The organism is Kitasatospora sp. GAS1066B, assembly GCF_041262605.1.
Taxonomy (GTDB): Bacteria; Actinomycetota; Actinomycetes; order Streptomycetales; family Streptomycetaceae; genus Kitasatospora.
Window position 1 is genome coordinate 48,666 of the sequence record NZ_JBGCCO010000033.1, and the last position, 13,077, is coordinate 61,742.

The window sequence follows — 13,077 nt, forward strand, 5'->3', positions numbered from 1 at the left end:
AGTCGCGTCGGATCGGTCCGCGGCGTTGGGCGCCCGGCTGGGCGTGCGCCCGGGTCGTCCTCGTACTGGGTCGTACTTGGGCGATCCGGGCGTGTGTCCAGGCGGGATGCCCGGCGTCGCGGACCCGGCGGGACTTTGAAGACGCGCCCTAGCTGGGTCGGCGCGGCCCGGATCCTCACCGCCGCCGTGCTGGCCCTGCTCAGCGCCCTCGCGCTCAGCACCCCCGCCGCGGCGGCCACCTACCGCTACTGGTCGTTCTGGCGTGGCACCGACGGCAGTTGGAGCTACCAGACGCAGGGCCCGGTCGGCTACCTGCCCGCCGACGGCAGCGTGGACGGCTGGCGCTTCGCACTCAGCCCCGACGGCGGGCAACACGCCGCCCGGCCGGGCGGCGCCCCCGACTTCGCCGCCCTGTGCGCCAATACCCCGGCACGGCCCGGGCTGAAGCGGGTCGGCGTGGTGCTGGACTTCGGCACCTCGGCTGACGCATCGTCAACAGCCGTCCCCCCGGCGGCTCGTACGGGCTGCGCCCAGGTGCGCCCGGACGCCAGCTCGGCCGAGGTGCTCGCCACGCTCGCCCCACCGCTGCGCTACGACAGCAACGGGGTCCTCTGCGCCATCGCCGGCTACCCGGCCACCGGCTGCGGCGAGGCCGTCACCGCCCCGACGGCCGCCGCCCCCACCGCCAAGAGCTCGGGCCCCGACCTGGGCCTGACGGTGGGCGGCGCGCTGATCCTGCTGCTCGGCGCGGGCGCCTGGTGGCAGGCCCGCCGACGCCGTCGCCCATGAGCCCGCTGAGGCAGAACTCCCGCCAGCTGCACCCCGGCGCCTGGTGGCTCTGGGCGCTCGGCCTGGCCGCGGCGGCCACCCGCACCAGCAACCCGCTGCTCCTGCTGCTGATCATCGCGGTGGCCGGCTACGTGGTCGCCGCCCGCCGCACCGAGGCGCCCTGGTCGCGCTCGTACGGCACCTTCCTGCGGCTGGGCCTGGCCGTGCTGCTGCTCCGACTGCTCTTCACCGTGCTGCTCGGCTCCCCGATCGCCGGCACCCACACCCTGCTGACCCTCCCGCAACTCCCGCTGCCCACTTGGGCCCAGGGCGTGCGGATCGGCGGCCGGGTGAGCCTGGAGTCGCTGCTCTTCACCCTCTACGACGGCCTGCGGCTGGCCACCCTGCTGATCTGCGTCGGCGCCGCCAACGCGCTGGCCTCCCCGGCCCGGCTGCTGCGCCTGCTGCCCGGCGCGCTCTACGAGGTGGGCGTGGCCGTGGTGGTGGCGATGTCCTTCGCGCCGAACCTGGTGGCGGACGTCGGCCGGCTGCGCGCCGCCCGCCGGTTGCGCGGCCGCCCGGACCGCGGCATCGGCTCCGTGCTCAGCGTCGGACTGCCGGTGCTGGAGAGCGCGTTGGAGCACTCGGTGGCGCTGGCCGCCGCGATGGACAGCCGCGGTTTCGGGCGCACCGCACCGGTGCCCCGCGCCCTCGCCCGGGCCACCGCCGCGCTCACCCTGCTCGGACTGCTCGCGCTCTGCGCGGCGGCCTACGGGCTGCTCGGCACGGACGGCGCGAGCTGGGCGCCGCCCGCGCTGCTGCTCGGCGTGGCCGCGAGCGCGACGGGCCTGGCGCTCGGCGGCCGGCGGACCGTGCGCACCCGCTACCGCCCGGACCGCTGGGCACTGCCGGAGTGGCTGACGGCCGGCTCGGGCCTGGCCACCGCCGCCGTGCTGAGCTTGCTGGCCACCCGCGACCCCGCCGCCTTCTCCCCGTCCGTGGTCCCGCCGACCGCCCCCGAACTCCCGCTCGCCGCCGCCCTGGCGATCCTGCTCGCGCTGCTGCCGGCCCTCGCCGCGCCCCGGCCACCCGGCTTCCGCCTGCCCGCCACCCGGAAGGACCGAAACCCGTGATCACCTTCGAGCAGGTCTCGGTGCACTACCCGGACGCGCCCGCGCCCGCGCTCAGCGGCCTCGACCTGACCGTCCCGGAGGGCGAACTCTGCCTGCTGGTCGGCCCGTCCGGGGTCGGCAAGTCCACCCTGCTGGGCACCGTCAACGGACTGGTCCCGCACTTCACCGGCGGCGTGCTGCACGGCCGGGTCACCGTCGGCGGGCGCGACACCCGCGACCACCGGCCGCGCGAACTCGCCGACCTGGTGGGCACGGTGGGCCAGGATGTCGGCGCACACTTCGTCACCGACACGGTGGAGGACGAACTCGCCTACGGCATGGAGTCGTTGGGCGTGGCACCAGCGGTGATGCGACGCCGGGTCGAGGAGACACTGGACCTGCTGGGGCTGGCCGAGCTGCGCGACCGCCCGCTCGGCACCCTTTCCGGCGGCCAGCGGCAGCGGGTGGCGATCGGCTCGGTGCTGACGGTACATCCGAAGGTCCTGGTGCTGGACGAGCCGACCTCCGCGCTCGACCCCGGCGCGGCCGAGGAGGTACTGGCCGTGGTGCAGCGGCTGGTGCACGACCTGGGCACCACCGTGCTGATGGCCGAGCACCGCCTGGAACGGGTGGTGCAGTACGCGGACCAGGTACTGCTGCTGCCGGGCGACGGGCGGCCCGCCGTGCTGGGCGAGCCCGCCGCGGTCCTGGCCCAGTCCCCCGTCAACCCGCCGGTGGTCGGCCTGGGGAAGCTGGCCGGCTGGCACCCGCTGCCGCTCTCGGTGCGCGACGCCCGCCGGCTCGCGGCCCCGCTGCGCGGGCGCCTCGCGCAGACCCCGCCGGTCGCCGCCCCACCGCCCACCGGCACCCCGGTCGCCGAGGCCGCCCGCCTCACCGTCCGGCGCGGCTCGATCCCGGCCGTCCGCGACCTCTCGCTCACCCTGTACGCCCGCCAGGTCACCGCCCTGATGGGCCGCAACGGCGCCGGCAAGTCCACCCTGCTCGGCGCCCTGGCCGGCCTGCACGCCCCCGCGAACGGCTCGGTCCGGGTCGGCGGCCTCACCCCGCACCGGGCCCGCCCGCAGGAGCTGGTCCGCCAGGTCGGCCTGGTCCCGCAGGACCCGCGCGACCTGCTCTGCGCCGCGACCGTGGCCGCCGAGTGCGCCGCCGCCGAACAGGACTGCGGTGCCACGCCCGGCAGTTGCCGCGCCCTGCTGGAACGCCTGGCGCCCGGCCTGGCCGACGACACCCACCCGCGCGACCTCTCCGAGGGCCAGCGCCTCACCCTCGCCCTCGCCGTGGTGCTGGCCGCCCGCCCCGCCCTGCTGCTGCTCGACGAGCCCACCCGCGGCCTGGACTACCCGGCCAAACAGCGCCTGGTCGAGATCCTCACCGCCCTGGCCGCCGACGGCCACGCGATCCTGCTGGCCACCCACGACGTGGAGCTGGCCGCCGAAGTCGCCCACCGCACCCTGGTGCTGGCCGACGGCGAGCTGGTCGCCGACGGGCCGTCGGCCGAAGTGGTGCTGGCCTCCCCGGTCTACGCCCCGCAGGTGGCCAAAGTGCTCGCCCCCGAGCCCTGGCTGACGGTCCGTCAGGTGGCCGACGCGATCGGGCACCCACGCCGATGACCCGCCCCGTCCCGCTCGGCCCGCGCTCGATCACCGCGCTCACCCTGACCTCGCTGGTGGGCCTGGTCGCCTTCGGCTGGCCGCTGCTCGCCGCGCCCTCCTCCGCCCTGGTCGGCCACGCGGCCGACGCCCCTTGGCTGTTCACCTTGCTGCTGCCGCTGCTGCTGGCCGTGCTGGTCGCCCAGCTCGGCGAGGGCGGCCTGGACCCGAAGACGGTCGCGCTGCTCGGCGTGCTGGCCGCCGCCGGCGCCGCGCTGCGCCCGCTCGGCGCGGGCACCGCGGGCCTGGAGCCGATGTTCTTCCTGATGGTGCTGGCCGGGCGGGTGCTCGGCCCGGGCACCGGCTTCGTGCTGGGCGCGATCACCATGCTGGCCTCCGCGCTGCTCACCGGCGGCGTCGGGCCCTGGCTGCCGTTCCAGATGCTCAGCATGGGCTGGGTCTGCCTGGGCGCCGGCCTGCTGCCGGGGCGGGCCACCCTGCGCGGCCGCCGCGAACTGCTGCTGCTGGCGGGCTACGGCGCCGGCGCGGCCGTCCTCTACGGCACCATCATGAACCTGCAGGGCTGGCCGTACATCGGCGGCCTGAGCAGCTCCATCGCCTTCGTCCCCGGCGGCCCGCTGACCGCGAACCTCCCCCGGTTCGCGGTCTACTGCCTGACCACCTCGATGGGTTGGGACCTGCCACGGGCCGCCCTGACCGCCGTCCTGAGCCTCACCGTCGGCACCCCGGTGCTGCGCGCGCTGCGCCGCGCCACCCGCCGGGCCGCCTTCGACGCCCCGGTCGCCTTCCACCCGGCCGAGCAGCCCGGCACCCGCACCCCCTGACCCCACCGCCCGACCGGCTCAGCCCGCCTTGGGCCCGGTCGACTGCACCACCTCGAACGACCAGAGCGTCGACCCCGCCGCAGCCGGCCGCCGCCCCGCCGCACCGGCCGGCCGGTGCGCGGCCTGCATCGGCCCGCTCATCCACGCCTGAAACGCCTCCTCCGACGCCCACCGGGTGTACACCAGGTACTGGTCGGTCCCCTCCACCGGCCGCAGCAACTCGAACCACTCGAACCCGTCCGAGTTCTCCACAGCCCCGGCCCGCGACGCGAACCGCTGCTCCAGCACCTCCCGCTGCTCGGCGGGAACGGTCAGCACATTGATCTTGACTACGCTCATCCCCCCATCCTGCCGCACCTCACACCCATCCGGTGCGCCGCCACCACCGCCGGGACCGGACGGACCGTCAGAGCGTGCGCCCCTCGTTGTGCGGGACGTGCTCGCCGGTGCTCCGGTCCGCCCGGTCCGGGCGGTCGTGCTGGTCGCCGGTCAGCGCACCGCTGAGGCGGGTGAGCAGGTCGGCCAGGTCGGCGAACTGCTTCTCGTCCCAGTCGCCGCACAGCCGGGACAGTTGGGTGCGCCGGGCGGCGACCAGCTTGAGCGCCACCTGCTGGCCCGCCTCGGTCAGCCGCATCGGCAGCCCGTTGCGCAGCGCCAGGCCCTTGCCCTCCACCTCGCGCGCGGCCGCCTCCACGATCTGGGGCGGGATGATCCGGTGCTCGGCCAGCTCGGCGGGCTCGACCGAGCCCTGGTGGTGCATCTGCAACAGCAGCCAGCTGGCGGCCGGTTGCAGGTCCAGGCCGGCCTCGGCGGTGATCCGTCGATACAGATCGCGGCGCGCTTCGCGGGAGTTGAGCACGGTCAGCGCGCGGGCGATCTCGTCCACCGAGGAGCGCTCCACCGGGTTCATCCCGATCGACTCGCCGAGGTCGGGCGCGGTGACCGAGGCGCGCAGCGGCTGTTCCTGGACGAAGAGCGAGAAGATGAAGGCGACGAACGCCACCGGCGCGGCGTAGAGGAAGACCTCCGCGATGGCGGTGGCGTAGGCGTGCAGCACGCTGTGTGCGACGGCCGGTGGCAGGGACTTGATGACGTGTGGGTCGGCGGTGATCGACGACGGGTGGAAGCCGGCCGGCAGGGGGACGCCGCGCAACGCGTCGTTCAGCTTGTGGGTCAGGCTGGTGGTGAAGATGGTGCCGAAGATCGAGACGCCGAAGGAGGCGCCGATCGACCGGAAGAAGGTGGCGGCGGCGGTGGCCGAGCCCAGGTCCTGGTAGCCGACGGAGTTCTGCACGATCAGCACCAGTACCTGCAGCACCAGGCCCAGGCCCAGGCCGAAGACCAGGAAGTACAGGCTCATCACGGTGGTCGAGGTGGACTCGGTGAGCCTGGAGAGCAGGATCAGACCCACCGTCACCACCGCTGTGCCGGCGATCGGGAAGACCCGGTAGCGGCCGGTTCGCGCGACGATCTGGCCGGAGCCGATCGAGGTGACCAGCATGCCGAGCACCATCGGCAGCATGTGCACGCCCGACAGGGTCGGCGAGACGCCCTGCACCACCTGGAGGAAGGTCGGCAGGTAGGTGAGCGCGCCGAACATCGCGAAGCCGACCACGAAGGAGATCACCGAGACCAGGCTGAAGGTGCGCGAGGCGAAGAGCCGGGGCGGCAGCACGGCTTCCTCGGCGGTGCGCTCTACCTGGACGAAGGCGATCAGCAGCACCACCCCGAGCACGCCCAGGCCGATGATCTGCCAGGAGCCCCACGGGTAGGTCACCCCGCCGAGCGAGGTCATCAGCACCAGGCAGGTGGCGACCGAGGCGATCAGCACGATGCCGAGGTAGTCGATCCGGTGCTTGCGCTTGACCTCGACGCTGTGCAGCACGACGGCGATCACCACCAGCGCGACCACACCGATCGGCAGGTTGATGTAGAAGACCCAGCGCCAGGAGAGCTGGTCGACGAAGAAGCCGCCGAGCAGCGGGCCGAGCACGCTGGTGGCGCCGAAGACCGCGCCGAACAGTCCCTGGTACTTGCCGCGGTCGCGCGGCGGCACCAGGTCGCCGACGATCGCCTGGGTCAGCACGATCAGGCCGCCGCCGCCCAGACCCTGCAGGGCGCGGAAGGCGATCAGCTCGCCCATGTTCTGGGCCACGCCGCAGAGCGCGGAGCCGATCAGGAAGATCACGATGGAGGCCTGGAAGAACCGCTTCCGGCCGTACATGTCGCCGAGCTTGCCCCAGAGCGGGGTGGCGGCGGTGGAGGCCAGCAGGTAGGCGGTGACCACCCAGGAGAGGTGTTCGAGGCCGCCGAGGTCGCTGACGATGGTGGGCAGCGCGGTGGAGACGATGGTCTGGTCGAGCGCGGCGAGCAGCAGGGCCAACAGCAGGGCGCTGATCGGGACCCAGAGGTTGTGGACCCCGGCCTCCTGGGAGATCAGCGGCTCGGGCTCGGTGGCCGGTTCCGCCATGGCGGGTCCTCCTCGGTGCTGTTTGCCGCTTATCTGACGGTTAGTCCGACTTCTCGCCTTCATCGTGTCAGATGTGTCCTGATTTGCCGGGAACGGTTGCGCCATTCGTAAGCCCGGCGCCCCTGTTGGCCACGGGACCCGTCCTGCATAATCGGGCGCATTCCACACCGTCGACGTTCCAGGAGGACTGGCCCATGCCGGGATACGCCCACCCAGGCCCCGGCTCGAGTCCCGCCCCGGACCCCGATGTCACCGAGACCGCCGTGCTGCCGCATCTGGAGGGGCCACCGCTGGTCCGCCCGTACATACCGGCGGTGCCGGTGACCGATGTGCTGGTCGCTGACGACGTCTTCAGCACCACCGTGCTGCCGCCGGTCCCGCCGCTGCTGCCCCCGGCCCAGCCCTCGGCTCCCCCACGTGAGCTCGGGCTCTTCCCGATCGCCACCGCGCCGGGCCCGCAGGGCGGCCGGGCCGCCTCCAGACGGGCCAAGCACCGCAGACGCGGCGTGGGCGTGGCGGCGGGCGCGGGCGTGGTCGCGCTCGGCGTGGGCCTGGCCCTCGCGCTCTCCCCCGGCTCGCAGACCAGCCACGAGACGCTGCCGGTGCTGCCCACCAGCGTGCCGGACCCCGTCCCGTCCCCGACCGGTCCCCCGCAGTCCGCGCCGACCACGGCCGCCGCGAGCAGTGCGGCGGGCAGCGCGTCCGCGACGTCGGCCCGGCCGACGTCCGCCTCGCCCCGCTCCTCGGCGACGACCGTCGCGCCCACCACCCAGGCCCCGGCCGCGCCCGTGCCGGCCAGCACCCAGGCTCCGCGGCCCAGCACCGCACCGGCCACCAACTCGGCACCCCCGACCAGCGCCGCGCCGAGCACCAGCGCCCCGGCCAGCCCGTCGCCGAGCGCCACCTTCCGCACCCTGCGCTACCGGATGTCCGGCGCGGACGTCGCCGCCCTCCAGCAGCAGCTCTCGGCCGCGAACTGCTTCAGCAACAGCTTCACCCCGGGCTACTTCGACAAGGCGACCGAGTACGCGGTCGGGAACTTCCAGAACAACAACATGCTCTGGCAGTCCACCTGGGGTGTCTACGACCAGCAGACCGCCGACGCGCTCAACGCCGGCGCCACCTGCTGAGCCTCGATCAGCCGGTCACCGCCCCCACCAGGCTGATCGCCGCTAGCACCAGCATCGCCGCCGCCGCGACCCGGATGATCACCTTCATCGGCACGTGCTTCAGCAGCTTCTGGCCGCCCACGATCGCCAGGCCGCCCACCGCGCAGAGGGCCAGCCAGGCACCCAGGCCCACCGAGAGCGGATCGGCGTACTTGGCGGCCAGGTTGGCGGTCATGATCTGGGTCAGGTCGCCGAACTCGGCCACCGCCACCACCAGGAAGCTGGCCCCGGCCACCTTCCAGAAGCCGGTGGAGGACGGCGCCTTCGCCTCGTGCCCCTCCTCCTCGGGCTTGTGCAGCAGCAGCATCACCGCGCCCGCCAGGAAGAGCGCCCCGCTGATCCCCTCCACCCAGCGGTGCGGCAGCAGCGCCAGCAGGCTGCCGGCCGCCAGCGCGAGGCCGACCTGGACGGCCATCGCCGCCGCGACGCCGGCGAAGACGTAGGCCGCGCGGTAACGGGTGCCGAGCATCAGCGCGGCCAGGGCGGTCTTGTCCGGCAGCTCTGCCAGGAAGATGATGCCGAAGGCGACGGCGAAGACGGTCAGGCTCATCAGGATCGATATCCCCACGGTCGGGCTGCCCGGCCGCGCGGCCTCGAAAAAAAGAGACCCCGGCCTGACAGCACTGGTCTCGAAGCACAGCACTGCGGCCGAAGGTCTCGCCGACACACGTGGTGTCCCGGGCGCCGGGCTCCTGTGCGAGCGAGCCGGTATGTCGACGGTCCGGTGGAGGGCTACTCCCCTTCAACGCCTCCACTCTAGCGGACGCCGCACCAGTCCCCGCCCGACCAGCTCCAGCACCACCACGATCGCCACCGCCTCCACCGCGAGCAGCGCGACCAGCACGAAGAGCTGCACCGCCCCCGCCGCCACCGGCGAGGAGCCGCCCAGCAGCATGCCGACGAAGGCACCGGGCAGCGTGACCAGGCCGACCGTGCGGGTCTGGTCGAGGGCCGGGACCAGCGAGGTGGCGGCGGCCGTGCGGCAGATCTCCAGACGGGCGTCCCGGTCCTCGAGGCCGAGCGCCAGCGCCGCCTCCACCTCGCCGTGCCGCTGGGTCAGCTCGTCCAGCGCCCGGCGGCCGGCCAGCGAGGTGGCACTGAGCGCGCCGCCGATCATGATCCCGGCCACCGGCACGATGGAGAGTCCCTTGAGCGGCAGCAGCCCGCTGCCGAGCAGCAGCACCAGCACCGGCAGCACGCCCGCGCCGATCGGCGCCGCCGCCCAGGCCCAGCTCCAGCCGGGCGCGTCGGTCATCCGGCGTCCGGCGGTGCGCACCGCCACGGTGAACATCACCAGCACGAAGAGCGCGGTCAGCCAGAGCGAGTGGACCACCCAGGTGATCACGAAGGCGACCGCCGCGAGCTGCACCACCGCCCGCACCCCGGCCCGCAGCACCGCCCTGCCGTGCCCGAGCCGCCCCCACCCGGCCACCGCGATCGCGGCCAGCAGCAGCACGGCCATGGCCACCCCGAGCAGCGGGGTGACCGGCAGCAGCTGGCTCGAGCCGGACGATCCCCCCGAAGCCAGCCCGATCAGATCCAACTGGTGAACCACATGCGGTCCTGCCAGTCGCTCATCGGGATCACCTGGGCGGTGTAGAGCGGCAGGAAGTAGAGGAAGCACCCCATGATCGCCAGCACGATGCCGCCCGCGGCGGCGCCGCCCACCGCCCGTCGCACCACCGTGCTGCCGGCGGGGCCGAGCATCGCCCCGAGCATCTGGGCCACCGCCAGGCACAGGAACGGCACCAGCACGACCATGTAGAAGGAGAAGATGGTGCGCTGCTGGAACTGGAACCAGGGCAGGTAGATCGCGGCCACCGCGCAGAGCACCGCGCCCGAACGCCAGTCCCGCCGGAAGAACCAGCGGTACAGCAGGTAGGCCAGCGCGAAGCAGGCGGTCCACCAGAGCAGCGGGGTGCCGAGCGCCAGGATCTGGGTGGTGCAGCCGCCCGAGGCGGTGCAGCCCTGCTGGCCGACCGGCACCTGCTGCCAGTACATGCTGACCGGGCGGCCCTGGACCAGCCAGCTCCACGGGTTGGACTGGTACATGTGCGGGGTGGTCAGCGTGGTGTTGAAGTGCCACATCTCGGACTGGTAGTGCCACCAGCTGCGCAGCGGCGCGGGCAGCAGGCCGGACCGGCCGTCCGCCCAGTGCCGGTCGTAGCCGCCCGAGGTGGCGAACCAGCCGGACCAGGAGGCCAGGTAGGTCAGCGCGCCGACCACCACCAGTGAGCCGAAGGCCGGCAGCGCGTCACGCCGCAGCATGCTGCGCATCGGGTAGCGGGCGCCGGCCGCCCGGCGGCCCGCCTGGTCCCAGAGCACGGTGAGCAGGCCGAAGGCGGCCAGGATCTGCGCGCCGTTCCACTTCACCGAGCAGGCCGCGCCGAGCAGCAGCCCGGCGGCCAGCCGCCAGGGCCGCAGGCCCAGCCGCAGCCGGTCGCCGTCCACTCCCGGCACGGCGAGCCTGGCCCTGGTCCGGTCGCGGTCGATCAGCAGGCAGCCGAAGGCGGCCAGCACGAAGAACATCAGCACGCCGTCCAGCAGCCCGGTGCGGCTCATCACGAACTGCAGGCCGTCCACCGACATCAGCAGCGCGGCGGTGCAGCCGATCAGGGTGGAGCCGAAGAGACGGCGCCCGATCCGGGCCAGCATCAGCACCGAGAGGGTGCCGAGCAGCGCGACCATCACCCGCCAGCCGAACGGGTTCAGCCCGAAGGCCGCCTCGCCGAGCGCGATCACCCACTTGCCGAGCGGCGGATGGGCGACGAACGCGGGCGTCGAGTCGAGCGGGATGGTCGGCGGGTGGGCCAGGATCAGGTCGTTGGCGGTGGGCGACCAGACGCCCTCGTAGCCCTGGTGGAGCAGCGACCAGGCGTCCTTGGGGTAGTACGTCTCGTCGAAGACGAAGGCGCGCGGGTGGCCGAGGTTCCAGAACCGCAGCACGCCGGCGAAGAGCGCCACCGCGATCGGGCCGAGCCAGCCCGCGTGGCGAACCGCCCAGGGCACCCGGGCGGTCAGTTCGAGCAGCAGGGACGGACGGGCCGGCGGCGCTTCCCGCGCCGCCGGCCGCTCGGTGACTGCCGTCTGTGCCATGACCCCACCGCTGTCGACTGGATGACCTGATCGCCGACGACCTTAGGGTGTGGCGGTCTCACCCGTCACCCTCTCATGCCGCCGTCTGGAGCTCGCGGACCGGCACGGTCACCGGAGCGGGCGCCTCGGCGTTGTCCTGGGCCGGGGTCAGGTGCGGACGCAGCCGCAGCGCGAGGACGATGATCAGCAGCGTGCAGGCGGTCATCGCGGCCAGGTAGAGCGGCCAGGTGCCGGAGCCGACCAGCAGCACGCCGACCGCCGGGCCGACCGCGATCGCGGTCTGCTTGACCAGCGCGAAGGCCGAGTTGTAGGTACCCAGCAGCCGGGCCGGGGCCAGGTCGGCAACGATCGGGCCCAGGGTCGGGGCCAGCATCGACTCGCCGACGCCGAACAGCACGTAGATCGAGACGATCGCGACGGTGGCGGCCGCGGCCTCGCCGCGGATCAGCCCCGCCAGCAGCGCCGCGCCCCAGGCGCCGAGCCAGACCACGCCGGTGGCGGCCATCGCGGTGGTGCGCCGACGGCGCGCGGTGATCCGCACCATGAACATCTGCAGCACCACGATGGTCAACGCGTTGGCGCCGATCGCCATGCCGAGGGTGGCCGGAGCGGTCTTGACCGTGTCGGTGGCGAAGGCCGCCACGCCCGACTCGAACTGGCCGTAGCAGGTGAAGAAGATCAGCCCGGCCAGCAGGCAGAGCCGCAGCATCGCCTTGTCCGCGGTCAGCGCGCGCAGCCCGGAGCGCTGCGGCTGCCCGGCGTCGGCGACCAGGATCGGCGCCGGGCCCGGGATCTTTGCGAAGCCCGTGACGGCGGCCAGGCCCAGGAAGGTCAGCGCCTCGATGGTGAAGAGCCGGGTCAGGCTGGCCGGGTCGGCCACGTTGACGATCTGCCCGCCGACCAGCGCGCCGATGCCCATGCCCAGGTTGACCAGGGTGAACTGCAGCGCGAAGGCGTGCGAGCGGGTCTTCGCGGTGGAGCAGCGCACGATCATGGTGGCCAGCGCGGGCTGGCAGGTGGTGACGCCGCCGCCGAACAGGAAGGAGGCGATCAGCAGCCCGGTGGTGCCGCTCGCCTGCCCGAAGGAGAAGGCGCCGGTGGCCGCCAGCGCGCAGCCGGCCAGCAGCACCGGACGCGGCCCGTACTTGTCGATGCCGCGCCCCGCGAACGGCAGCACCACGAGCGCGGCCAGCGCGAAGACGGTGAAGACCAGACCGGCGGCCAGCGAACCGAGCCCGCGCACCTGGTCCACGTACACGAACATGTACGGCATGGTGAACCCGCTGCCGAAGGCGCTGAGCGCGTTGCCGAGCTGGACCCGGCGCAGGGTGCCACCCGCGCCGTACTTCTGCTGCTTCATGGAGACACCCCTTAGAACTTTTAGGCTGCAAGATTTCAGAGCTAAACTCTAAGATCTGGAAGAGTGTCGTGTCAAAGGCTTAACTGAGGCAGCCGAGCATGGGAGACTGGGGCCATGAGCGCACCGAGGCCCGCGCCACAGGCCCGCACCGAGCTGGACATCGCCGAGCAAGTGGCCGTCTATCAGCGGGAGTTCCCCACTGTCGACCCGCAGGTGGAGACCATCGTGTCCTCGCTGTCCCGGGTCGCCCGGCGGCTGGGCACCGCCTACGGCCGCCAGCTGACTGTGCTCGGAATCACCAGCGCCGAGTGGGAGGTGCTCAAGGCGCTGGTGGTGGCGGGCAGCCCGTACCAGCTGGGACCCGGCGAGCTGGCCAAGCGGCTCGGGCTGACCCCGGCGGCGATGACCCACCGGATCGACCGGATGGTGGCCGAGGACCTGGTCACCCGGGAGCGCGACGAGGCCAACCGGGTAAGGGTGATCATCGAGCTCACCGAGAACGGCCGCGACAAGTGGCTGGAGTCGATGCGGATGGCCGCCGGTTTCGAGGAGGAACTGCTCCAGGACGTCGGTCCCGAGGAGCGCACGGTGCTCTCCGAGCTGCTGCTGCGGATGCTGACCCGGATCGAGCAGACCAACCCCTAGCG

At 73.4% G+C, this 13,077-nt stretch carries 12 protein-coding genes; 6 read left to right on the plus strand and 6 right to left on the minus strand.

The features are described from left to right. Positions 1 to 135 precede the first annotated feature (135 nt). Genes ABH937_RS30395 through ABH937_RS30410 form a run of 4 tightly spaced genes read left to right on the plus strand, consistent with a single transcriptional unit; the run spans position 136 to position 4,335 of the window. Positions 136 to 789 carry an SCO2322 family protein gene (locus ABH937_RS30395; RefSeq protein ID WP_280686833.1) on the plus strand — a complete coding sequence of 218 codons (654 nt, stop codon included), beginning with the start codon at positions 136 to 138 and terminating at the stop codon, positions 787 to 789. Beyond that, on the plus strand, positions 786 to 1,901 hold the full coding sequence (locus ABH937_RS30400; RefSeq protein WP_280686832.1) for an energy-coupling factor transporter transmembrane protein EcfT: 1,116 nt from the start codon (positions 786 to 788) through the stop codon (positions 1,899 to 1,901). The genes ABH937_RS30395 and ABH937_RS30400 overlap by 4 nt, the downstream gene beginning before the upstream one ends. Continuing rightward, on the plus strand, positions 1,898 to 3,511 hold the full coding sequence (locus ABH937_RS30405; protein ID WP_280686831.1) for an ABC transporter ATP-binding protein: 1,614 nt from the start codon (positions 1,898 to 1,900) through the stop codon (positions 3,509 to 3,511). The genes ABH937_RS30400 and ABH937_RS30405 overlap by 4 nt, the downstream gene beginning before the upstream one ends. After that, positions 3,508 to 4,335, plus strand: coding sequence for an ECF transporter S component (locus ABH937_RS30410; RefSeq protein ID WP_280686830.1), 828 nt, complete (start codon positions 3,508 to 3,510; stop codon positions 4,333 to 4,335). Before ABH937_RS30405 ends, ABH937_RS30410 begins: the two co-directional genes overlap by 4 nt. 18 nt (positions 4,336 to 4,353) lie before the next feature. Here ABH937_RS30410 and ABH937_RS30415 read toward each other — a convergent pair whose 3' ends face one another. Both ABH937_RS30415 and ABH937_RS30420 read right to left on the minus strand, forming a co-directional pair. Further along, positions 4,354 to 4,674, minus strand: a complete 321-nt coding sequence (locus ABH937_RS30415) for an antibiotic biosynthesis monooxygenase (protein WP_370220112.1) — start codon at positions 4,672 to 4,674, stop codon at positions 4,354 to 4,356. Between the two features lie 67 nt (positions 4,675 to 4,741). Beyond that, positions 4,742 to 6,805 carry an MFS transporter gene (locus ABH937_RS30420; protein WP_280686828.1) on the minus strand — a complete coding sequence of 688 codons (2,064 nt, stop codon included), beginning with the start codon at positions 6,803 to 6,805 and terminating at the stop codon, positions 4,742 to 4,744. A 194-nt stretch (positions 6,806 to 6,999) separates the two neighbouring features. Here ABH937_RS30420 and ABH937_RS30425 point away from each other — a divergent pair, with 194 nt between their 5' ends. Beyond that, positions 7,000 to 7,935, plus strand: a complete 936-nt coding sequence (locus ABH937_RS30425) for a peptidoglycan-binding protein (protein ID WP_280686827.1) — start codon at positions 7,000 to 7,002, stop codon at positions 7,933 to 7,935. A gap of 7 nt (positions 7,936 to 7,942) precedes the next feature. Here the strand turns inward: ABH937_RS30425 and ABH937_RS30430 are convergent, their stop codons facing one another. The 4 genes from ABH937_RS30430 to ABH937_RS30445 form a co-directional block, all read right to left on the minus strand. Beyond that, entirely contained in the window at positions 7,943 to 8,527 is a 585-nt protein-coding gene (locus ABH937_RS30430; RefSeq protein ID WP_280687300.1) for a TMEM165/GDT1 family protein, read from the minus strand. Positions 8,528 to 8,716: 189 nt separating this feature from the next. Continuing rightward, on the minus strand, positions 8,717 to 9,436 hold the full coding sequence (locus ABH937_RS30435) for an ABC transporter permease (RefSeq protein ID WP_280687299.1): 720 nt from the start codon (positions 9,434 to 9,436) through the stop codon (positions 8,717 to 8,719). A 71-nt stretch (positions 9,437 to 9,507) separates the two neighbouring features. Next, positions 9,508 to 11,070, minus strand: coding sequence for a dolichyl-phosphate-mannose--protein mannosyltransferase (locus ABH937_RS30440; RefSeq protein WP_280686826.1), 1,563 nt, complete (start codon positions 11,068 to 11,070; stop codon positions 9,508 to 9,510). A gap of 73 nt (positions 11,071 to 11,143) precedes the next feature. Then, positions 11,144 to 12,430 (minus strand): MFS transporter, encoded by a 1,287-nt coding sequence (locus tag ABH937_RS30445; RefSeq protein ID WP_280686825.1) that lies wholly within the window; start codon positions 12,428 to 12,430, stop codon positions 11,144 to 11,146. A gap of 114 nt (positions 12,431 to 12,544) precedes the next feature. Here ABH937_RS30445 and ABH937_RS30450 point away from each other — a divergent pair, with 114 nt between their 5' ends. Beyond that, complete coding sequence (locus ABH937_RS30450) at positions 12,545 to 13,075, plus strand: MarR family winged helix-turn-helix transcriptional regulator (protein WP_280686824.1); 531 nt, start codon at positions 12,545 to 12,547, stop codon at positions 13,073 to 13,075. The last annotated feature ends 2 nt before the right edge of the window (positions 13,076 to 13,077 follow it).

Excerpts from the sequence above, each read along its gene's own strand:
- ABH937_RS30410 (WP_280686830.1), top strand. The coding sequence starts at position 3,508 with ATGACCCGCCCCGTCCCGCTCGGCCCGCGCTCGATCACCGCGCTCACC.
- ABH937_RS30400 (WP_280686832.1), top strand. The coding sequence starts at position 786 with ATGAGCCCGCTGAGGCAGAACTCCCGCCAGCTGCACCCCGGCGCCTGG.
- ABH937_RS30445 (WP_280686825.1), bottom strand. The coding sequence starts at position 12,430 with ATGAAGCAGCAGAAGTACGGCGCGGGTGGCACCCTGCGCCGGGTCCAG.
- ABH937_RS30425 (WP_280686827.1), top strand. The coding sequence starts at position 7,000 with ATGCCGGGATACGCCCACCCAGGCCCCGGCTCGAGTCCCGCCCCGGAC.
- ABH937_RS30440 (WP_280686826.1), bottom strand. The coding sequence starts at position 11,070 with ATGGCACAGACGGCAGTCACCGAGCGGCCGGCGGCGCGGGAAGCGCCG.
- ABH937_RS30450 (WP_280686824.1), top strand. The coding sequence starts at position 12,545 with ATGAGCGCACCGAGGCCCGCGCCACAGGCCCGCACCGAGCTGGACATC.
- ABH937_RS30420 (WP_280686828.1), bottom strand. The coding sequence starts at position 6,805 with ATGGCGGAACCGGCCACCGAGCCCGAGCCGCTGATCTCCCAGGAGGCC.
- ABH937_RS30435 (WP_280687299.1), bottom strand. The coding sequence starts at position 9,436 with ATGGCCGTGCTGCTGCTGGCCGCGATCGCGGTGGCCGGGTGGGGGCGG.
- ABH937_RS30415 (WP_370220112.1), bottom strand. The coding sequence starts at position 4,674 with ATGAGCGTAGTCAAGATCAATGTGCTGACCGTTCCCGCCGAGCAGCGG.